Raw genomic sequence first — 21,097 nt, 5'->3', positions numbered from 1 at the left:
TGCGAGGTAAGTTAGGCCGTTACAAGGCGGACTTGACCGTTACTTTAATACTGCTGTAATATAGCGTAGTCAGCCCCTCGAATCCCGAATCCGTCCCGATCAACAACCACAGTTCTCCTTTGGCATTACTTCGGGCCGTGAAGGGTTTGTCGGCATTCGATCGGGTAATGAGTTTATACCCCATGGCATCCTCGCCGATACCGATGTTCCCCAGCGTAATAGCGTCTTTGCCATCGGCCAGCTGAGCCCCTTTATCGACATTGAGCGTGTAAAAATCATCATGCAGCTCCTTTACGGGTTCCGTGGCAGTAGCGCCTGCTTTCAGGTACACACTGCCGCCCGGCGATCCGCCGATACCTACCGAGTTTGTTGCGTACTGCGAAGCCAGTTCGATGTCAAATAACAGCGTGTAATCGGCGTTCGGCTGGAGCCCGGTTACCTTCCTCTTCAGAAACATAAATGCGTCGTCACTGCGGTTCATGCTCGAAAGCATCAGCGACTTGCGGGTGGTATCGAGTGGAGCTGGCAGGCCCGTTCGGACGGCTTTGAATTCCATAAGGCTGTCCTGAGCGGTTCCGTAATCGACCAGCCCGGCTTCCCAGCCGTCGCTGTCGTACTGAAAGGACGATTGGTAAGGAAGGCCCGGCTGAACCGGAACACTTTCCTGATGGCAGGCGGAAGAAAGAACGAAACTGCTGAATAAAGCGGCAATAACAAACAACGTTGATTTCATCGGAACTGTACATTGGTTTCCTATACGGACTCATCGGATTGACGAACCGTTGGAAGCCCCCCGGAATCAACGGTATCGGTTGCGCGAAGAGGTGTCGAGTCCACGCAGGGCCAGGTAAAAGGCAATGACGTAAATCAACTGATTTCCAGCACCGGTCCAGTCTTCTTTCAGGGTTGTCCCGAAGAGCAGCGCCCCAATGGTCAGCCCCCCAATAAAGTAGCCCCATTTGCCGAACTGCCCACCCAGCAGGATCAGCAGGCCGCTGGTCAGTTCGACAAAGGGGAGGGTATATAAAAACGCTTTCGTCAGCAGCGTAGGCAAGATTGTCTGGGCAAACCCAGCGCTCGTTTTCGCCACAAAAGCACTCAGTTTCGGAATACGTACCAGCCCGTGCATCAACATGTTGATACCCAACCCAATACGCATGACAAGCTGCGCTAACTGACTCGTATTCATACGTTTCTGAGAGAAGTAGGGATAAGGTCCTGTCTATTGAAAATCATCTATTCACTTTCCATGCCGATGCTGCCCTTCGCCACCTCCTCTTCAGTCAGTAGTTCATCGTTGACATTCTCCTCATCGGCTGGCTGTCCGGACTGGCTGTCCTGGAGCGGTTCAGGGTTCAGGCCACCAGTCTGGGGTGTACCCGCGCTGGCTTTCTCGACCTGCGCCATACGCTGCACGACGCCCTGGTTTTCATCTTCTGCGGGATCGTACGCTTTATTTTCGTCGTTCATAACCGTCAAGAGCTAAAAAGTTAAACACTACCCGACCGGGTCACGTGGCCACCGAGTGCATAATTATCGTCCTGATGATGGTCGTGTTCGCCGGTCGGATCGCCGTCTTCATCTATCGGCTCGTCGTCTGTCTCCTCCTCGTTCAAATCGTCGTCGATTGCTTCGTCATCACCGTCTTCCAAAGCCGCTCCGCTCTGGTTTCGGAAATTATTGGGGTCGATGCGGCTAAGGCGTGAACCGATTATGTCGGTATCATCAATTATCGGATGTTCCAGTTGAGTGGTCATAATCGTTGAGTGGTTTGTTTCTTGTTAGATAACCCGGTAGAATAGCGAAAGGTTAGACTTATTGAATCACCCTCTGCATTCATACGTTACCAGATACCGATGAAATCCGTTTTGCTCGTCCTAGGCTTACTCTCAGGCGTTTTCGTTCAGGCTCAAACGTCCCGTGAGCCACTCTTCACGTCCTTCGACGGAACTAAAATTCACTACGATGTGCTGGGCACGGGCAAACCGGTAGTACTGCTGCATGGGTTTATCAGTACCAGCGAAAGCTGGAAACGTGCTCCCGTTCGGCAGGCGCTGGCCGACGCCGGTTTCAAAGTTATTACCCTTGACCTGCGGGGCAACGGACTCTCCGACAAACCGCATGCGGCTGAAGCCTACCGGGATAACACCGAACTGAAGGACGTAATGGCGCTGATGAAACATCTCGGCCTGACCAACTATGATGTGGTGGGTTACTCACGCGGGGCCATTCTGACGGCCAAACTACTGACCATGGACAAGCAGGTACGTCGGGCGGTCATGGGCGGCATCAGTGTCGACTTCTCCGATCCCAACTGGTTTCGGCGCCGGAATTTCCACGAAGCGCTGACTAAACCCGGCAGTCATCCTGAATTACAGGCTGCGGTCGACTACGCCAAAAAATCGGGAGCCGATACGGTCGTGTTAGCTCGTTTACAGGAGTTTCAGCCCGTGACCAGTAAATCAGACCTGGGTAAAATCCGAATTCCCGTACTGGTAGTCAATGGCGATCAGGACAAAGACAACGGCGACCCGCAAACACTGGTCGATGCCATCCCAGGGTCGCGGCTGGTCATTGTACCGGGCGACCACGGCGGGGCCATGCGCACCCCGGAATTTGCCAAAGCGGTTGTGGAGTTTTTAAGGAACTGATTTACAGCAATGATTAGTTTGTATTTTTTCAATCATCAGTCCTGTAAGCTTTTGTCAGAAAAAAGCCACTGATTCCATTCGCAACCAAAGCAATCGAAGGGTAAATGAAGTAAATAGCCAGATCACTACTGTTCAGTTGTATCATCAGCCAAACTATCCCGATTAACCTGAGCAGAATTAACCAAATGAAGGCTGCTATTGAGGTACTTATCACCCACCTCAATAATAACTCTGGTTTACCTCGCTCAAGAAGCAAAGGAATTAGAAATGTATTGATCAGTTGCCCAGCATAGTAGGCCATGACTCCAGTCAAAATACCATCTGGCCGGGAATAGGTTATGGCTGGGCCCCACTTCACCCAAATAAAAAAAGTGACGGGAAGTGTAAAGAACCAATAGCCTGGCCGGCTGACGCCTGGGTAAATTCTGAAAAGTAAATAATAGGCCACTGTCACTAGTATTGGGAATGCAATCAAACTTGCTAAACCAGCGCTCCAGCTTAATAGGTATGCCAGTACCGGCAATACAGTCCAATGCCAGTAAATACGATTTGACAAATTGTCTGAGCTAGCCATAGTCAGTAAGAGAACAGGTGATAGTAAAAACTTTTTGCGGCATCCATCGCTATCGAAGTAACAGCAAAGCCAGTACCGTAAAGCAGACGCTCAGCCACGGATTGAGTCCGAGTCGGTAGGTGCGAATAAAATGCTGGCCAATCATCAGAGCATATCCCATCAGGCCGAGTGTCGTCCAGCCGAGCAGCGAGGAAAGGGCCATTACGCTACTGCCAACCAGTAGGCTCATGCCCAGATGACCCGCGTAATCCAGGATTTTTTCGAAGCCCTCACCTGGCTGTAAGACAAACAGATAGATACCAGTCAATGTAAGCTGACTAATCACCAGGGCGAAAGCGGCTGGTGGCCACACAGAGACACGTCCACTCAGGAAAAGAGCGGCAACGAGGCTAAACACAATGCCGATGAACGCCAGTCGCTGACCCGGATTGAACGCAGGCTGAAGGTCGAGCAACTGCCAGCGACCGGGTGGTGATGTAATGATAATGCGCCGGTTGTATGAAATAAAGGCATATAGCTTTTGAAGAAGGGCTCTGAACCAATGGATCGATAAGAGCTTTTGAATCGACGGATTAGGTTGACCCAATGCATAAGCCCAGGTATCTACTCCATAAAGCGTCTCGCCACCGTCGAGATCTACCAGCGGAATTTCGTGGCGCGCCCTTTGCCGGTCCAGGCGGTTCAGAATGGCCTCCTGTTTGATTTGATCGTTGCTCATCCGCATTAAGCTGCCGCTTTTATCGGTAGCAACGATGCCTTTCGTGTACAGCCGACACATCGGGCAACTGCCGTCGTAAATGATCAGCTTTTTCATATTATATGTTTTTAAATTTTCAAAAACAATTGAAATTATAAAGTAAAAAAATTAGCGGAATACTTTCAGGAATTGGCTCATCAGCCAGTTTTCCTCAGCTCTGATCACCGCATTCAGGGTGTTATCGGCAAACCCAACTACACTGCTCAATCCGGCGATCACCCGGTGAAACTCCTGAGCTTCAGGTGTGTCTGTTGGAATGGTCTGAAGTTCGTTCAGCACCTCGACAACCGGCGTAATCTCCCGGCGTCGACGCTCTTTGGCCACTTGCCGGGCTACTTTCCAAATGTCTTTTTCGGCAACAAAAAACTCCCGCCGTTCACCAGGCTTTAGTTGCTTGTAAATCAGCCCCCAATCCATCAGGTCCCGCAGATTCATACTGGCGTTTCCGCGCGAGATCTGCAACTGTTCCATAACATCTTCGGTGGCCAGCGGCTCGGGCGCAATCAGCAGAATCGCGTGGAGTTGTGCCATCGAGCGGTTGATGCCCCACTGGGTCGCGAGCGTACCCCAGGTATGAATAAATTTAGCCTTCGCTTCCTCAAATGTCATACTCAAAGGTAAAATAGTTTTTTATAGTTTCAAAACATTTTGAAAGATTTACAACATACCTAGCCAAACTACTGCAAAACTCTTATAAGCTTTATGGCAATGGAAGCCGGGCGATTTTCAGTAATCGATTTGGGTTTGGGCAGATTTTAAGAAACCGTACGCGGTCGGCCAGTGAGCAAACGCCGGGAAAATCGCCCTTACGGCCTAGCATATCCGTCATCAATTGAAAATGAAGGTGCGGAGGCCAGTCACCATTTTCGGGATAAGGGCCGATCTCGCCCAGCTCCTCCCCGACTTTAAGCACTTTCCCTTCATACAACCCTTCCAGCGACTTCCGGGTCAAGTGTCCGTAGAGACTATAACGCGGCTGGGAAGCCGCATCTGAGTCGTCGGACATGCGTCCGGTGTGTTCAAGAATAATCGTCGGGCCATAATCGCCAAACTGGGCGTTGTCCTGAAAACTATGTACGATGCCATCCAGCGGAGCAAAAACCGGCGTCCCGGCCTCGGCCCACAGGTCGATACCCAGGTGAATTTCGCGGGGTGGTTCGCCAGACGTGTTGAAATGGTCACTTCGTCGGTAAATGACACGGTGTTCGTTATAACCACCTACGCCCACGAGCGCACCAGCCGCTTTTAGTTTGCCGAATACATAGTCCGTAAACACAGCCGTGTTGGTCAGATCGAGCGTAGCCAGATCAGGATTAGTCGCCGAAAAGTCGAGCACCAGATACGGATCTTTCTGAAAATCGATCGGAAGGAGTCTTAAAACTTCAGACATAGAGAAAAAACGTTTGCTGAAACTATGGGTAAGTCGGGATGATAACAAACGGTTGTCGTACCAATTACCGTTCTTCACCAGCACATGTTTTACCTTGCCGTTCCAGATGCGAAGGATATATTTACAGCTATTTTTCCGTTAATTCGTCACTATTCTTCGGCAAACTGATCCCTTATCCCTATTCCATGGAAGCCACTCTTGACAAACCCGCCAGCAAAGCTACCCTATTCGGTCACCCAGTGGGTCTTTTCGTGCTGTTCTTTACCGAAATGTGGGAGCGCTTTAGCTATTACGGTATGCGGGCCATTCTGCTGCTGTTTCTAATCGATAAAGTTCGGGGCGGAATGGGGTTGAACGAAATGGAGGGAGCTGCTATTTATGGCATTTATACCGCGTCGGTCTATCTGCTTTCGTTACCCGGTGGCTGGGTTGCCGACACACTTCTGGGACAGCGTAAATCCATCTGGTACGGTGGCATTATCATTATGCTCGGCCACATTATCCTGGCGATTCCGTCGGGTCCGAGCTTATTTTACGTAGGCCTCTTCACGGTCGCGATGGGCACTGGTTTGCTCAAACCCAATATCAGTAGCGTTGTTGGCGAGTTATATCCGGAGGGCGGTGCCCGGAAGGATGCGGCTTTTTCTATTTTTTACATGGGCATCAACCTCGGCTCTCTACTCGGTATTTCGGTGGTTGGTTATCTGGGCCAGCGCGTGGGCTGGCATTACGGGTTCGGAGCGGCTGCCGTGGCAATGGGCCTTGGCTTGATTACGTTCCGCACACTGGGGCATCGGTTTCTGGGCAACCATGGCAACTATGTTCCCAAAGCAGAAACCGGTGATCAACAAGCTGCAGGCAATAATCGCTCATTACTGGCCTTTTTAGCCGCTATCATTGTGGTGCTGACTGTTCTTCAACTAACCGGTGTGCTGGACATGACCACCGCCCAGGGCCTGGCGCAGGCTATGGGCACGATCATTTCGCTGACCGCTATAGGGTATTTCACTTACATCCTGACGGCAGGTGGCCTGGATATGGTCGAGAAAAAGCGGGTAGTTGTACTGTTCGCGTTTTTTCTGGCGTCGGCCATGTTCTGGGCGGGCAACGAGCAGCAGGGTTCGTCGCTGCAGATCTTCGCCGATCGGTACACGAATCTGAACTTCTTTGGCTGGGAAATGCCGTCGAGCTGGTTTCAGAACCTGAACCCGGCCTTCATTCTTATTTTCTCGCCGATTCTGGCCATGTTGTGGGTTTTTCTGGCAAACCGAAACCTGAACTATTCGGTGCCCGCCAAATTTGCCACGAGCCTGCTTTTGCTGGGGCTGGCTTATGTCGTGATGGTGGTGGCGTCTAAACTGGCGCTGACCGGCACGCGCATCTCACCCCTGTACCTGACATTCACGTATTTGTTCTTTACCCTCGGTGAGCTATTTCTAAGCCCGGTGGGACTGAGTGCTTTTTCCAAGTTAGCACCTAAGCGCTACACCAGCCAGCTAATGGGGCTCTGGTTTGTCGGTACTTCGCTGGGTAATCTGATTGCCGGTCTGTTTGCCGGGGGTTTCGATGAGAAAAACGTACAGCAGATGCCCTCTCTTTTCCAGAGTGTAGCCTATTTCAGTCTCGGATTCGGCTTGCTGCTTTTGCTGCTAACCAAACCGCTGAAGAAGTGGATGGGTGGTATTCAATAACCCAGCTTTTACCCGCCCGCTTTTTTGGCTTTATAGCCTTTGCCGGTGAGCCAGGTCAGCACTTTGTCGCGATGATCACCCTGGATCAGAATTTCGTCGTCTTTCGTTGAACCACCCGATCCGCAGGCAGTTTTCAACTGTTTGCCCAGGTCAGCCAGAGCGACCTCGCTGCCAACGAAGCCACGAACCGCCGTTACCACTTTGTTGCCTCCTAATTTGACCAGCCAGATTTTAAGATTTTGCTGAGTGGGTGGTAAGGTCTCGGCTTCCGACGGTCCGTCTGATTCATACTGAAAATCCGGATTCGTGGAGTAAATGATTCCTGATCTGTTTTTCTTACTCATGACCAACGATTTGGCAGCAAAACTAACGCTTTTCGCCGATCAGCCGTGCCTTACGGGCGTACGCCACCACGTCCGGACGCGATGGCCCAGCCAGAGCCAGAAGCCTGATAAGATTACCGCCGGCAAAATCACCACCCTGACCGCAAAAGCGGGCTCAGGCATGGCCGCCACCGGCCCGTAGATATAGCCGAGAATCGGAATGCTGGCCAGGATATGAAACCAGCGGATAATTTTTCGTTCAGTAGCTACTTTCATGACGGTGGGGTTCAGAGTTCCATCAACTGCCGGACGGTTTCACCGTAGGTACTACCCGTGGTTACTTTCGTTCCTTTTTTGTCGGTCATCACCAGTATGAATTTGCCGTCGAAATGGCGGTGTACCTCACTGATTTTTTGGCGATTGACCATTACCGACCGGCTTACCCGCACAAATGTGTCGGGCAATTTTTCGTTGAGTATCGTCAGGGTGTAGTTAGTCAGGTATTTCTGCCCGTCAATCGTGCACAGAAAAACGTACTTGTCTTCGGCTTCAAAATAAGCGATGTCGGAAAGCGGTATCAGGATAATTTTTTCGCCGGTCTTGACCGAAATAGAATAAACTTCTTTTTTGGGCTGCATCTGGGCCAGCAACCGCATGACGCTTTCGGTCATTGGGTTATTGATTGCCTGAGCGCTATCGTTCCGCTCGACCAGCGAGCGGATTTTCTGGGCAGTTCGGGCCAGTCGTTCCGCTTCAACGGGTTTAAGCAGATAATCGACGGAATTTTCTTCAAACGCCCGAATGGCATACTGATTGAAGGCCGTCGCAAAAATGACCATTGGCACGGTGGTCACTTTCGACAGCATCTCGAAGCCATTGAGCAAGGGCATTTCAATATCCAGAAAAATGACGTCCGGTTGCTGGGCTTCGATGAGCGTCAGCCCTTCAGCCCCGTTGGACGCTTCGCCGATCACCTCGAACGTATCGCGGTGTTTATCCAGGAGACGACGTAACCGACTGATCGCCAGCGGTTCGTCATCGACAAGTAACGTTTTTAAGGGTAGTAGCATGTTTGTATTGCGTAAGGAGGCAGTGATGGTCATTCGTTGTAAAGGACGGTTGTCAACGTCTTTATAATGACCATAAATGACCAATGACAACCATTAGATCAGGTCGGTTCACCCGATAAAATAGTCGGTTCCGACCGCACCTTATCTATTCGGATAGACAGTAAAACCTGTTTGAGAGGCCAGTTTTGCAGCTCGACGCGAGCGGCATCGCCATAAAGCAGTTTGAGTTTATCCTGGATGCTGCGCAGCCCGTAGCCCCCATCCATATCGTCGGGGAAAGCGGGGCCGTTGTCGTGGACACACAAATTCAGGTCGCCGTTTTTCTCGTAGATCCGCACGTCGATTCGCCCCATGTCGGCCCGCTTGGCAATACCGTGTTTGATGGCATTCTCGACAATCGGCTGCAGCAGAAACTGAGGCAGTTTGAGTTCACTCAGCGAAGGGTCCGCTACTTCGACGCTGAACGTAAGCCGGCTTCCGAAGCGAACCTGTTCTACTTTCAGATACGTCTGAACCATCTCCAGTTCGTCGGCCAGCGTGGCAAACAGTTCGCCATTCCGCCCAGTCGAATAGCGGAATAGTTTCGACAGAAGCAGCGTCATCTCTTCGGCTTTATCCGGATCGTCGTGGACCAGACTGGCAATGCTGTTCAGAGAATTGTACAAAAAATGAGGATTGATTTTTGCCTGAAGCGCATCCAGTTCCGCCCGGGTTTTCAACTTCTCCAGATTGAGCAGTTGAAACTCCTGTTCGGAAAGTTTCCGGGTCAATTGGCGGCCCTGCTGCAGCACGTACAGAAAAAAGTTCGCAATCAGCAGGTCGCCAATGACATAGATGTACCAGGCTGCCGTTTTCTCGATGCCTCCCGGCCGCTTTGCCAGTTCTTCCAGATAAGGCCGGCCAAGCGTCATATACAGTCCAGTGTTCACAACGAAGAAACTGCCCATTACCGCCAAACTGATGAATAGGTGCCGTAGCCATACCGCCGGAAACTGACGGGTCAGCCAGCCCGACAGGGCCCAGGCCAGTAAGAAAACGACCGCGCCGTCGGTCATGTTCTGCACGATCAGAAAGCGGTATAAACCGGCCATCAGCGGATCTTCGGCGGTAGCGATCAGGTTTGTAAAGTAAATGACCGCATTGCAACCGTAGATCAGCAGTCCCCCCAATAGCGCCCCGATGCAGGTGCCCAGGCCCGGTTTCTGCAGAATAGTTGTCAGCGTGATGGGTTCCGGACGCTCTACCGTTGGGGGGCGGTATTTGCTGCGTCCCGAAAAATTGAACGTGGCCCCTTCTACGTTGGCACCGGTCAGGTCGACGTCTTCCAGGCCACAGAAATTCAGATTCGCTTCGAACAGATCGGCGTCGACGAAGGAAGCGCCTTCGAGGTTTGAAAAACTCAGATCGGCCGCCCGGAGAATGGCTCCGCGGAAATTAGCCTTTTCCAGATTAGAAAAGCGAAAGTCGGCTCCGGTCAGGTCAAGCCCACTGAAATCGAAACGGGCCAGGTCGGAGCCCATCATGTTGAGCCGTCGACCGTTTTTGCCAATTGTACCGATAAGTTGTTCGCGGGTCATAGGTTTTCTAGCGATAGGCAAGAGCCGTCAGTGATCGTTACCCGCCGATACGCCCTTGTTGAGCCTCGACATAAGCTATACATTGCTGGCCGGTTTAAATGTAAAAATTTTTTCGGTAGCCTGCTTTTCCGGCTTATAGCCGGTAGCCTCGGTTGACTGTACCCAAATTGGGCAATTAGTATCGGCTATTATTCGGCGGGCTTTCATCGGTTATTCGGTGCGGTAGCTCGCAGTCAACTACCTGCGTTTGAGGCTCATCAGGATTCGCTGCAGAAATCCGGGTCGTCGAATCCGGTTATTGTGGAACGCCCGAACCTTCCAGTCGCCGGCTGTTTTCACCAACACCGTGGTCTGGATCGACAGCCGGTCAGGGGGCGGTTCTTTCTGAAAGCGCAGTTGAACCGTACCGGTCGAATGGACCAGTGCAATCGCAGGGCTCAGGAAAACAACCGACGGCCGCTCTTTTCCCACATGCATCGTGGAGCCGCTCATGATCCATGAGTCGAACAGTTCCCGGTGAATCTGCTCATTCGCCTGACGCCCCCTGATGTGCTGCCCCGCAAAGGTGACATAATCGCAGTCATCCGTCAGGCATTTTCCAAATGCGGTTGCATCACCGGCATTCCAGGCAGCGGCCATGGCGTCGAACACCCGCCGTACTGTCAGTTCTTCCGCTTTGATGACAGTTGAGAAAGCAGTGGTTTCGATTCCTTTGATCATCGGTACATTTGTTGTAGCTGTTCAGGCTTGGCTGATAGACTAGCTCAAAACTAGCGAGGTCTATAGTTAACGGGTCGTTTTTTCCGACGAATGCCAATTGAGCGGGTATGAAATCAGGTAAGACCAGGATGAACTGGCTGACGGATTGCCCACCACGTCAGGTTATGATCGGTAAGCCAGGAGCCAGAAACTGTGGCCCGGCTTTACTGACGTTTCGTGAAACTCCTGCAGTTATTTTGTAGTATTGCCCCTAAACGCAATTTTTCCGTTATGAGTACTCGCGATCAACTGCTGGCCCGCGTCCGGCAGAACAAACCCGAACCCCTACCTCTACCCAATGTACCGACGTTTGTCAATGAGGCCGACGATATATTTACCCGCTTCCGTGATGCGCTGGCGTTTGTGGGCGGGAAACTGGTCGAACTAAAGCCCGGTGACTCGATTGGCGATCAACTGCGGACGGCTTTCCCGGATGCCGAGCGCATTGCTTCGTCGGTTCCGCTACCCGGCTTCGACCTGGTTTCCGTGGGGTCGGAAACCGACAAAATGATTCTGGAACAAATGGACCTGACGGTTCTCCAGGGCGAGTTTGTGGTTGCCGAAAACGGAGCGGTCTGGCTTCCCGAACCCAACATGCTGAACCGCTCGCTGCCGTTCATTACGCAGCATCTGGTACTCGTTGTCGGCCGGGATACGCTGGTGCCGAACATGCACATTGCTTACCAGCATATCGACCGAAACGCGCTTACATACGGAGTTTTCATCTGCGGGCCCTCGAAAACGGCCGATATCGAGCAGTCGCTGGTTGTGGGTGCCCACGGTGCCCGGAGCCTGACGGTGATTATGACGCCTTCGGAAAAGCAGTGACCCATCAGCCGAGCCAAAATATGATCATTCGGCCCGAATCTTCGATTCGAGATCGGTAAGGGGTATAATCGCTTAACATTTGGCGGTTCATCTAGTTAGTGACGTATACAATCCTCGCACCTTTTGACTACTACCTTGATTACGTTTCCGCTCTCTCTTGGTCAATTACGTCCCTGGCGTGAAGGTGATGAAGAGTCGCTGGTTCGCCATGCCAGCAATCGGCGCATCTGGAACAACGTCCGCGATTTTTTCCCGTATCCGTACACGCCCCGGGATGCGCATTCCTGGGTGCGCTCGAACAAATCTTACCAGCAGCCCAACAACCTGGCCATCGAGATCGACGGACAGGCCGTCGGTAACATTGGTTTCACGGTGAAAGACGACATTTATCGGTACAATGCTGAAATCGGCTACTGGCTCAGCGAAGACTACTGGGGCCGGGGCATCATGACCAGTGCATTACCCATCATGACGGATTACATCTTCCAGAACTTTCAGGTGAATCGGATTTTCGCCTGTGTGCTGGAGCGGAATATCGGGTCGATGCGCGTGCTCGAAGCTGCCGGTTACCGGCACGAAGCCATTCATCGGAAAGCCGCGGTCAAAAACAATGAATACCTCGACGAGCATATCTTCGCCATGCTTCGGGCAGAAAGGCCAAGAACGGAAGCAATAAGGCTCGGGGCGGAGAGCAGCGAGGATAGGGCATAGAGGCAAGGGCATGGGATGCTGAGAATTACTCTTCACCCTATGCCTTTATTCCTATGCCCACGCCCTGGCCTCTCCCCTTTGCCTCCTCCGCTTTTTGTGCTTACTTTGCTCAACCATTCCTGCTCCGGCGGGTTTATGATTCATGCCGAAAATAGTGATTGCCATCGACGGGTATTCCAGTTGTGGGAAAAGCACAACTGCTAAAGCCGTAGCGGCCCGCATGGGCTACGGATATATCGACACGGGGGCTATGTACCGGGCCGTTAGCTTGTTTTTCATTCAGGAACGGATATCTCTTTCCAATCACAAAGAGGTCATGGCTGCACTGGACAAAGTCCATATCTCCTTCAAGCACAATAACAAAACAGACCGCAACGAAACCTGCCTGAACGGCCTGAACGTAGAGGAAGAAATACGTAAAATGTATATCTCCAATATCGTCAGCGAGGTCAGTGCCATTCCGGAAGTTCGCTGGGCGCTGGTCGCACAGCAGCAGAAAATGGGCCGCCGGCGGGGCGTCGTCATGGATGGACGTGATATAGGCACGAAGGTCTTTCCCGATGCCGAAGTCAAAGTGTTTATGACAGCCGATACCTTTACCCGAGCCAGACGCCGACAGCAGGAGCTGCTCGCAAAAGGCGAGCTGGTCAACCTGGAAGAGATTATCCAAAACCTTGAAAAACGGGACCATATCGATACAACCCGCGCTGAAAGTCCGCTGGTACAGGCTCCCGATGCCGTTTCACTGGACACCTCGCACATGACCATCGAGGAGCAGGTCGACTGGGTAATCGAACTGGCCGACCGGCGCCTGGCCGAGCTTCATCGAACCAACGAACAGGTTAAACTGGACAATGATTAATGCATAATGAACAATGGATAATGGGGCTGACTCATCTAAACATTATTAACTATTCATTATCCATTATTCATTCTTAATTTCCCCTTCATGACTGCCGATTTTCTGATTGTGGGCCAGGGTGTAGCGGGCTCCGTGCTGGCCTGGACGCTCGACCAGCGCGGGTGTTCGGTGATTCTGGCCGACGATCCAGGATTACCCTCCGCATCGGCCGTAGCGGCAGGCATCGTCAATCCGCTGACGGGCCGCAAACTCGTTCGTACCTGGAAAGCCGACGAATTATTTCCGTTTCTGCATCAGTTTTATACCGGTATCGAACAGGAACTGGCCGTTCGGTTCTTTCACCCAAAAACCATTTACCGCCCTTTCCGCTCTAGCCGCGAGCAATCCGATTACCTGGCCCTGACGGCCGACCCAGCCATACGACCCTACGTAGCCGAAAGCACTGATGATCAGGCTTACCGCCCTTTTGTCAACAATCCCTTTGGCGGACTGACGGTGACGCAATCGGGCTGGCTGGACCTAACCGAATTTGTTCGGGTTATCAAAGGCTATTTCGTTCGAAAGAACCAATATTTCGAAGGCCGTATCGAGTCGGACGATCTGAAGATTAAAGATGAGGGCGTTGTCTGGAAAGATATTACCTTCTCGAAAGTCATCTTTTGCGACGGCGTAATGACCCGCGAAAATCCGCTCTTTAGCTGGCTGCCTTATAACCCGGTCAAAGGGCAAATTCTGACAGCGGTAGCCGAAACATATACCGTCAAAAACATCGTCAATCAGGGTGTTTTTATCTTACCCGTTCGCGATGGGTTGATCCGGATCGGCGCAACGTACAGCTGGCATGACCTGGACTGGCAAACAACGGACGACGGCCGCGCGTTTCTGGAATCGAAAGTGCGTGAAATTCTGAACGTTCCGTATCGGGTGGTAGCGCAGCAGGCGGGCATCCGGCCGTCGACCAAAGACCGAAGGCCGTTTATTGGGCTCCATCCTGCCCATCCGACCGTAGGTATTTTTGGCGGGATGGGTACTAAGGGGGTTTCGCTGGCCCCCTATCTGGCCGAGCAATTTGCCAGGTATCTGTTAGATCATGAAGATTTGGACTCCGAAGCGAATATTAGCCGTTATGTTTCGTTATAGTAACACAAATTAAACTGGCATCGACCAGCGTCGATCTGTTAGCTTTACGGTACTACATTAGTTAGGTAAACGCCTGTTACTCTGATCCACGGAAACACGGCGTATGGCGATCGTTTTATTATGCGAAAACAATACATTTTGTTGTTGAGCCTGTTGTTGGGCGGATTGGGCATCGCGACAGCTCAAAATTACCCGTCGCTTGAGCGATTTGGGAAAAATCGTATTCAGTACCGCAGTTTCGACTGGAAGACCATCCGCACCTCAAACTTCGAGATTTACTATTATCAGGACGGCACCCAGATCGCTAACCTGACGGCCCAGTATGCGGAGTCGGAATTCGACCGGATTACCGAACTGCTGGGGTATACGCCCTACAACCGGGTTAAGATTTTCCTGTTCAACTCACCTTCCGAGCTGGCGCAGAGTAACATTGGCATCACCGCCCAGAGCGGCTTGACCAGCCGCGAACAGGACCTGTCCAAATCCCGGATCGAGCTGGCGTTCACCGGCGACCAGGTCAGCTTCCGGCGGCAGATCATTCATGATGTTGCGATGCTGTTCGTATACGATATGCTCTACGGCGGCAGTCTGAAAGATGCGCTCCAAAGTTCATTGCTACTGACCCTGCCCGACTGGTTCATGCCGGGAATTGCCTCGTATATCGCCGATGGCAACAGCCTCGAACTAGACGACTACATGCGCGATGTGACTCTGACACACCCCATCAAAAAGGCCTCGCTGCTGGCCGGCCTGTCGGGAAAAGATGCCGAGCGAGTCGGCCATTCGATCTGGAATTACATTGTTCAGCGCTATGGACGGGATAACGTCTCGAACATTCTGAACCTGACGCGCATCATCCGCAACGAAGAAAAAAGCATTACCAGTACGCTGGGCGTTCCTTACGGCCGGTTTCTGCGCGAATGGCGCGAATACTACGCGGGCATGGCCAACAGCGTAACGCAGGCGTATCAGGGGGGCGCCGACGATTTCCAGGTCAAGGTCAGTTCGGCCGATGACAAGTCTTCGCTGGTTAGCCTTAAACTAAGCCCCGATAAACAGTTTATAGCTTACAGCATCCTGCGCGATGGCAAATTCACGGTGGAAGTGATCAACACGACTAACCGTAAAAAAACCAACGTGCTGTCGGGTGGCTACCGGCTCGATGGGCTGTTTACCCCAACCAGTACGCCCCTGCTGGCCTGGCAGAAAGGCAATAATTTGCTGGTCATGACCGATGAGTTCGGAAAAACGAACCTGTACCAGTTCAGCGATTTCGAGAAGCGGCCGAAGCAGCAGTTCAAACGCCAGGTCAATGGCTTATCGCAGGTCGTCTGGATGGATGCTTCGGAGGATGGAGGCAGCTTGATTCTGAGCGCCGATCGCAAAGGCCAGAACGATCTGTTTTTATACAGCATCAACCGGGGTTCCTATCAGCAGCTGACCAACGACCTCTACGATGATTTATACCCTGCTTTCGTCGGACGCACGGCTCGGCAGGTGGTTTTCAGTTCCAACCGCCGGGAAGATACCCTGGGAGTCGACAAAGGTTCGTACCGAACGGTTCGGGATTACATGAGCCTGTTCTCGCACGAAGGCAGCGCCCGGGATTTGTCGGTAGTTCGGCTGACAGACTCACTTTCGCACGCTACGCAGCCCATTCCGGCCAGCGAAACCACGACTTATTTTCTCAATGACGTGAATGGCATTCGGAACCTCTACCGGCTGGAGGCCGACAGCCTGAACCGAAGCGTCAGTCAGGTTACCGCGCTGCCGCAAAGCATTCGGTTGTACGATTTAACCCCGGCCAACGGCGGCTTCGTCTACAGCGCCCTGAAAGATGGAGATGAATACATTGGGTTTCGCTCGAAGCTGAGCCTGAACCAATCGGTTCAGACGCCCCCCACGCAACGGGCCGCGGCCATCAACCGACTCAACGCACAGAATACCCCCAAGCCTGCCCCCGCGAAAATCGATTCGGCAACCGCGGCTCGTATGCCTGCCGATTCCAGCGGAACGGCCCCCAGTGTTGCGGGTGCGCGATCGGCGAACAAGCTGAAACTTGAGCCCGGTGAAGTCGATACCGACAATTACCAGTTCGATCCGGACGTGCTGAAAGCCGCCGAGTACCGTCAGCGTCGAACCGGAGCAGGCACCCTGCCCAGCCTGACGACCGCCCCGCTGCGCAACCGCCGTCGGGAGAACATTACCATTCGCGGACCTTTCGATTACAAGAGTACCTTCGGTATCAACGAAGCTCCTTCGAACTGGCGCATCGATCCGATCCGGGGTTTTGGTTATACCCAGGAGGTTACCCTGACCGATTTGCTGGAAAATCATGTGTTGCGCGCCGGGGGTTACCTCAGCCTGACCAACGCCCTGCATAACAGCGATCTGTTTGCCGAATACACCAACCTGACGCATCTTATCGACTACGGGGTGCGGGTCGACCGCCAGACCCTGTTCGTGCCCGATGCGGGCCTGACGCAGAAAAACCGGTACAACCGCATCGCCGTGTCGGCTTCGTATCCAATTTCCGTCAATAGCCGGTTTACGGTATCGCCGTTCTACGCCATGACCCGCCTGATCGACCTGTCGTCCTTTGCGCTGCCCGATCTAGTGTCCGACTACGCCGGTTTGCGGGGAGAGTTCGTATTCGACAACAGCCGGATCAATGGCATGAACATGACCATGGGTACGAAAGTCAAACTGCGCTACGAAGAATATGCCGGGTTGCGTTCGTCGTCCGAAAGTTTCCGGCGCCTGTCGCTCGATGCCCGCCACTACCAGAAGATCCACCGCGATATGGTACTGGCCCTGCGCTTTGCGTTTAGTCAGTCGGGAGGAGCCGCGCCCAAGCAGGCCACCCTGGGTGGTATGGAAAACTGGATCAACAACCAGAAAGAGCAGGTTGCATCGAATCCGCTGCTGGTGCCGAACACTACCCAAAACGAAATTCCGTACGACTACCGCAACGTGTTCTTCCTGGACTTTGCCGCTCCGCTGCGTGGCTTCCGGCAGGGAAAATTAACCGGAAACAGCTACATGCTGTTCAATGCCGAGCTACGGCTGCCACTGATTCGCTACCTGTATCGTGGTAACGTAACTTCGAATTTCCTTAGAAACCTGCAACTGGTCGCGTTCTCCGACATCGGTACGGCCTGGACAGGCAGCGGCCCTTTCAGCCAGCAAAACAGCCTGAACACGGAAGTGGTCGGTGGGGGTAACATCCCGTTCCGGGCCACGGTGACCAACTTTAAGAACCCGTTCCTGATTGGCTACGGGGCTGGTGTACGGACTATGATCTTCGGCTATTTCGTTAAGTTCGATTATGCCTGGGGGCTGGAGGACAAAACCGTTGGCAAGCCCATCGCCTACCTGACGCTCGGGTATGATTTCTAGCTTGCACAAGCATTTTTGATACAAAGCGTGTCGCGGTATGATACCCCATAATCAAAAACCGTGACACGCTTTTTTTACGCCATACTTGTACTTTTTTTACGACTCTATGAGGCATTTTTCCTGCAAACGAGCCGCGCTACTGGCCGTAGCCTGTTTGGGGTTTTGGCTAACGGGCCGACCTGTATACGCCCAGAAAGAAGTGCTCTACTCCCAGTACTTACAGAATCCGTTGAGTATCAATCCGGCATACGCGGGCAGTCGGGAATCGTTTCATTTATCGGCTTTTCTTCGTCGTAAATGGTTCAGCGTGCGCTACGCTCCCATCACGCAGAGTGTCTCGGGTGATGGAGCAATTGCCAACGGCCGAATAGGACTCGGCTTTCAGGCGCTGAACGACCGGATGGGTTTGTTTGCCAACACGGGGGTATACGGCAGCGTGGCGTACCGCTTCAACATGCCTGCTCTGGCAAAACTGTCTATTGGCGTTCAGGGGGGCGTCAACGTATTGCCGCTATACGACTTTGCGAGCGGTACGACCATCAACAAGGCCACCAGCAGCCTGGGAGTCGGAATTTATTACCAGTCGGATCGTTTTTTTGCGGGCGTATCGGCTCCCGAGCTTTCCGTACCGACCTTAAATTACTCAGGTCAGTCGATTTATCAGGGCGTTCGTCCCATCATGTTCCAGGCAGGAGTTCCGTTTGAAGTGGCCGACGATATTGTCCTGATCCCGTCGGTGTTGATTTCAAAAATAGAAAACCGCCCGCTCGGCGTCGACCTCAACCTCCGTGCCTGGTTCAGCGAAGAAGTCGGGCTGGGCTTATCGTACCGGCAGAACAGTCCGGGGATTATCTCAACGGATTACCTGCAGGCTTTTGCGGAGTATCAACTGACGAAAACAATCCGGCTCGGGTATATTTTCAACTCCCAGACGCCCGAGAGCCCTTATGCTACGCAGTTCGACCAGAAAAGCGTTCACGAGATTATGCTGCGCTTTGCCCCCAACGCGTTGCGCTTTACCTATTAGGATCTCCGTAATCATCTTTTCGAACAGGCATCCGAATTTTTCGGTAACTTAGTACCCCAGAACCGTAACGCAACGCCTGTTTGAAAACCTACGAGAACATTTCCAGGGACGATATGTTGCGCTATCTGTCGGCCAACAGTCGTATGCCAAACCAAGCTATTATCCAGAATCTGTACATTCCCAACGATCTCGATCGGGAGTTTCCGCTGGCCCCGCACTTTGTTCAGACGTTCGGCAGCTATCCTAATTATCTTCATTTCAACGACGACTTCAAGCCGTCGGCTCAGCAGTTGCTCGATAGCCGCGGATTCGTGCTGGTCAACCATTCGACGCGGGTGACGGATCAGGGCTGGCACGTCATCGAACGAGTCTATCAGCACGACGATGGAGTTGTGCTTAAAGCTGAGTTTGTGGGCGATCGGTTCTTCCGGTTGTACGGCTATTTTCGCGACGAAGCATCGGCTAAAACCCTCCTCGATGGATTTCAGGAGCATAAGTACGTCCACGAAGATAACCAGACGCATATTTACCTGATACAGAGCGGACTGGGCGGACTACATACCGAACGGGTCGAGATTCTCCCACCCGATATCAGCCTCGAACTTCACTATAACGACGACTTTCCGGCTGTGCATGAGCGGTTAGTCGATCTGCTGGCGCAGCCCAAAAGTAAAGGGCTGGTGCTGCTGCACGGCGAACCCGGCACGGGAAAAACGACCTACATCAAATACCTCAGTTCGTTGATCAAGAAGGACATGCTCATTCTGCCCCCCTACATGACGAACTACCTGACCTCACCCGAAATCATTCCCTTTCTGCTCGACAACAAGGAATCGGTGCTGATCATCGAAGATGCCGAGCGGATTCTGCAATCGCGCGAGGCTGGGGGCGATACCAACAGTGTTTCGAACATTCTGAACCTCACCGACGGGCTGCTGGCCGACTGCATGCACATCCAGGTCATTGCTACCTTCAATGCCAGTAAACATCTTCTGGACAAAGCGCTCCTGCGAAAAGGGCGTCTGATGGTCGACTACGCCTTTGGGAAATTAACCGCGGCTAAGGCCAATACCCTGCTCACGCATCTGGGTGTAACTTACCGTACGGATGCGGCCATGACGCTGGCCGATATTTTCAACCTCGACGAACAAACCGTTTCGGGCGAGCGGTATGAGGTGAAAATGGGTTTCTAGGCCGCCATGCAAGCCTTCAAACAACTAAGCCAGTTGTACGTTCTTTAGCGTAATTTGCAACCGTACAGTTGTCTTCCAACCCATGCGCAAAAAAATCGGTCTTGTCATCGTAGGGGTACTGGTCATGCTGGTTGTCTGGCAGTGGGAATTGGTTAGCTATGGCTGGATGCAGGCCCGGGGGCAACTCCGCATTTTGTGGAACACCCGCCCGGTTGCCGAGGTGCTGGCCGATCCGGCTTACCCCGATTCGCTGAAACGAAAGATAGAACTCATCCGCGACATCAAGCGTTTTGCCATTGACTCGCTGGGGCTGGACCCATCGGGCAGCTACGAGTCGTTTTACGATCAGCATGGGAAACCGATTCTGTGGGTTGTCACGGGGGCCGAGCCGTATGCGCTCGTTGCCAAACAGTGGCATTTCCCGGTTATTGGCACTTTTTCGTACAAAGGTTTTTTCGAGAAAGACTGGGCTGATTCTACGGTTTCGACTTTGAAGCGTGAAGGATTCGATACCCGAACCAGCGAAGTGTCGGCCTGGTCGACTTTAGGCTTTTTGAATGATCCTATTCTGTCCAGTTTTCTCGATCGACCCGAAGGGAGCCTGGCCGAACTGATTATTCATGAGTTGACGCATGGCACGCTTTTTGTGAAAAATAGCCTGGAGTATAATGAAAATCTGGCCGATTTTGTGGGCGAATACGGCGCACAACGATTTCTGGCTCAGAAGTATGGGATGTCGGCTGTAGCTTATCAGAACTATATGTCGACAAAAGCGTTTTATGATCGATATGATGATCATATTTTACGGGGTACGCGGACGCTCGATAGTTTATACCATGCGTTTAAACCTGACACGCCTGTTGCCCTCAAAGATTCGTTGAAGTGGCAGACCATTCGGCAAATCGTGGTGAGTGTCGATACGATTCGCAGCGAACAGAGCCCGACGTCGGTACGCTCAGTAAAAAAACGCCGGCTCGACAAACTAAACCTACCGAATAATGCGTATTTTATTGGTTATCTAACGTATCGAAAACAACAAAACCGATTTAAACAGGAATTCGAGAAGCAGTTTGGTGGCAACTTTAAACGATATCTGACCTACCTGAAACAAACCTATCCATCTTTGTAAACGAAGCCCGTATGGG

At 52.3% G+C, this 21,097-nt stretch carries 23 protein-coding genes; 10 read left to right on the top strand and 13 right to left on the bottom strand.

All coding sequences use genetic code 11. The features are described 5' to 3' along the window. Nucleotides 1-19: 19 nt before the first annotated feature. The 4 genes from ACYVC2_RS17680 to ACYVC2_RS17665 all read right to left on the bottom strand — a co-directional run bounded on the left by ACYVC2_RS17680 (nt 20) and on the right by ACYVC2_RS17665 (nt 1,757). Nucleotides 20-733: a hypothetical protein gene (locus tag ACYVC2_RS17680; RefSeq protein WP_461104090.1), complete on the bottom strand. Its 714-nt coding sequence runs from the start codon at nt 731-733 to the stop codon at nt 20-22. 66 nt (nt 734-799) lie between these two features. Continuing rightward, on the bottom strand, nt 800-1,189 hold the full coding sequence (locus ACYVC2_RS17675; protein ID WP_461104088.1) for a DoxX family protein: 390 nt from the start codon (nt 1,187-1,189) through the stop codon (nt 800-802). 47 nt (nt 1,190-1,236) lie between these two features. Next, nucleotides 1,237-1,470 (bottom strand): hypothetical protein, encoded by a 234-nt coding sequence (locus ACYVC2_RS17670; RefSeq protein ID WP_461104086.1) that lies wholly within the window; start codon nt 1,468-1,470, stop codon nt 1,237-1,239. Nucleotides 1,471-1,490: 20 nt separating this feature from the next. Further along, on the bottom strand, nt 1,491-1,757 hold the full coding sequence (locus ACYVC2_RS17665; RefSeq protein ID WP_461104084.1) for a hypothetical protein: 267 nt from the start codon (nt 1,755-1,757) through the stop codon (nt 1,491-1,493). Nucleotides 1,758-1,856: 99 nt separating this feature from the next. Here ACYVC2_RS17665 and ACYVC2_RS17660 point away from each other — a divergent pair, with 99 nt between their 5' ends. Beyond that, on the top strand, nt 1,857-2,651 hold the full coding sequence (locus tag ACYVC2_RS17660; RefSeq protein WP_461104082.1) for an alpha/beta fold hydrolase: 795 nt from the start codon (nt 1,857-1,859) through the stop codon (nt 2,649-2,651). Between the two features lie 28 nt (nt 2,652-2,679). Here the strand turns inward: ACYVC2_RS17660 and ACYVC2_RS17655 are convergent, their stop codons facing one another. The 4 genes from ACYVC2_RS17655 to ACYVC2_RS17640 form a co-directional block, all read right to left on the bottom strand. Then, nucleotides 2,680-3,225: a hypothetical protein gene (locus ACYVC2_RS17655; protein ID WP_461104080.1), complete on the bottom strand. Its 546-nt coding sequence runs from the start codon at nt 3,223-3,225 to the stop codon at nt 2,680-2,682. Between the two features lie 49 nt (nt 3,226-3,274). After that, a complete protein-coding gene (locus tag ACYVC2_RS17650; protein WP_461104078.1) occupies nt 3,275-4,039 on the bottom strand; it encodes a thiol-disulfide oxidoreductase DCC family protein in 765 nt (254 codons plus the stop codon). A 51-nt stretch (nt 4,040-4,090) separates the two neighbouring features. After that, a complete protein-coding gene (locus tag ACYVC2_RS17645; protein WP_461104076.1) occupies nt 4,091-4,591 on the bottom strand; it encodes a GbsR/MarR family transcriptional regulator in 501 nt (166 codons plus the stop codon). 91 nt (nt 4,592-4,682) lie between these two features. Further along, entirely contained in the window at nt 4,683-5,372 is a 690-nt protein-coding gene (locus ACYVC2_RS17640; protein WP_461104074.1) for a peptidoglycan DD-metalloendopeptidase family protein, read from the bottom strand. Nucleotides 5,373-5,557: 185 nt separating this feature from the next. Here ACYVC2_RS17640 and ACYVC2_RS17635 point away from each other — a divergent pair, with 185 nt between their 5' ends. Further along, complete coding sequence (locus ACYVC2_RS17635; protein WP_461104072.1) at nt 5,558-7,063, top strand: peptide MFS transporter; 1,506 nt, start codon at nt 5,558-5,560, stop codon at nt 7,061-7,063. Nucleotides 7,064-7,071: 8 nt separating this feature from the next. Here ACYVC2_RS17635 and ACYVC2_RS17630 read toward each other — a convergent pair whose 3' ends face one another. The 5 genes from ACYVC2_RS17630 to ACYVC2_RS17610 all read right to left on the bottom strand — a co-directional run bounded on the left by ACYVC2_RS17630 (nt 7,072) and on the right by ACYVC2_RS17610 (nt 10,753). Further along, nucleotides 7,072-7,407 (bottom strand): translation initiation factor, encoded by a 336-nt coding sequence (locus ACYVC2_RS17630; RefSeq protein WP_461104070.1) that lies wholly within the window; start codon nt 7,405-7,407, stop codon nt 7,072-7,074. Between the two features lie 39 nt (nt 7,408-7,446). After that, nucleotides 7,447-7,662 (bottom strand): hypothetical protein, encoded by a 216-nt coding sequence (locus tag ACYVC2_RS17625; RefSeq protein WP_461104068.1) that lies wholly within the window; start codon nt 7,660-7,662, stop codon nt 7,447-7,449. An 11-nt stretch (nt 7,663-7,673) separates the two neighbouring features. Continuing rightward, nucleotides 7,674-8,456, bottom strand: coding sequence for a LytR/AlgR family response regulator transcription factor (locus tag ACYVC2_RS17620; protein ID WP_461104066.1), 783 nt, complete (start codon nt 8,454-8,456; stop codon nt 7,674-7,676). Nucleotides 8,457-8,554: 98 nt separating this feature from the next. Continuing rightward, on the bottom strand, nt 8,555-10,033 hold the full coding sequence (locus ACYVC2_RS17615; protein WP_461104064.1) for a histidine kinase: 1,479 nt from the start codon (nt 10,031-10,033) through the stop codon (nt 8,555-8,557). Between the two features lie 237 nt (nt 10,034-10,270). Further along, entirely contained in the window at nt 10,271-10,753 is a 483-nt protein-coding gene (locus ACYVC2_RS17610) for an SgcJ/EcaC family oxidoreductase (RefSeq protein ID WP_461104062.1), read from the bottom strand. Between the two features lie 270 nt (nt 10,754-11,023). Between ACYVC2_RS17610 and ACYVC2_RS17605 the strand changes: the two genes are divergently transcribed. From ACYVC2_RS17605 to ACYVC2_RS17570, 8 genes are all read left to right on the top strand, one after another. Next, nucleotides 11,024-11,620: a LutC/YkgG family protein gene (locus ACYVC2_RS17605; RefSeq protein WP_461104060.1), complete on the top strand. Its 597-nt coding sequence runs from the start codon at nt 11,024-11,026 to the stop codon at nt 11,618-11,620. A gap of 123 nt (nt 11,621-11,743) precedes the next feature. After that, a complete protein-coding gene (locus ACYVC2_RS17600; RefSeq protein WP_461104058.1) occupies nt 11,744-12,331 on the top strand; it encodes a GNAT family N-acetyltransferase in 588 nt (195 codons plus the stop codon). 142 nt (nt 12,332-12,473) lie between these two features. Next, nucleotides 12,474-13,193 (top strand): (d)CMP kinase, encoded by a 720-nt coding sequence (cmk, locus tag ACYVC2_RS17595; RefSeq protein WP_461104056.1) that lies wholly within the window; start codon nt 12,474-12,476, stop codon nt 13,191-13,193. A gap of 87 nt (nt 13,194-13,280) precedes the next feature. After that, complete coding sequence (locus ACYVC2_RS17590; RefSeq protein WP_461104054.1) at nt 13,281-14,333, top strand: NAD(P)/FAD-dependent oxidoreductase; 1,053 nt, start codon at nt 13,281-13,283, stop codon at nt 14,331-14,333. Between the two features lie 120 nt (nt 14,334-14,453). Continuing rightward, nucleotides 14,454-17,732 (top strand): hypothetical protein, encoded by a 3,279-nt coding sequence (locus ACYVC2_RS17585; RefSeq protein WP_461104052.1) that lies wholly within the window; start codon nt 14,454-14,456, stop codon nt 17,730-17,732. Nucleotides 17,733-17,838: 106 nt separating this feature from the next. Next, nucleotides 17,839-18,759 carry a PorP/SprF family type IX secretion system membrane protein gene (locus ACYVC2_RS17580; RefSeq protein WP_461104050.1) on the top strand — a complete coding sequence of 307 codons (921 nt, stop codon included), beginning with the start codon at nt 17,839-17,841 and terminating at the stop codon, nt 18,757-18,759. A gap of 113 nt (nt 18,760-18,872) precedes the next feature. Then, on the top strand, nt 18,873-19,952 hold the full coding sequence (locus ACYVC2_RS17575; RefSeq protein WP_461107176.1) for an AAA family ATPase: 1,080 nt from the start codon (nt 18,873-18,875) through the stop codon (nt 19,950-19,952). An 82-nt stretch (nt 19,953-20,034) separates the two neighbouring features. After that, nucleotides 20,035-21,081: an aminopeptidase gene (locus ACYVC2_RS17570; protein WP_461104048.1), complete on the top strand. Its 1,047-nt coding sequence runs from the start codon at nt 20,035-20,037 to the stop codon at nt 21,079-21,081. Nucleotides 21,082-21,097 lie beyond the last annotated feature (16 nt).

Source organism: Spirosoma koreense (assembly GCF_054777875.1).
This window is presented reverse-complemented; position numbering and strand designations above follow the sequence as displayed.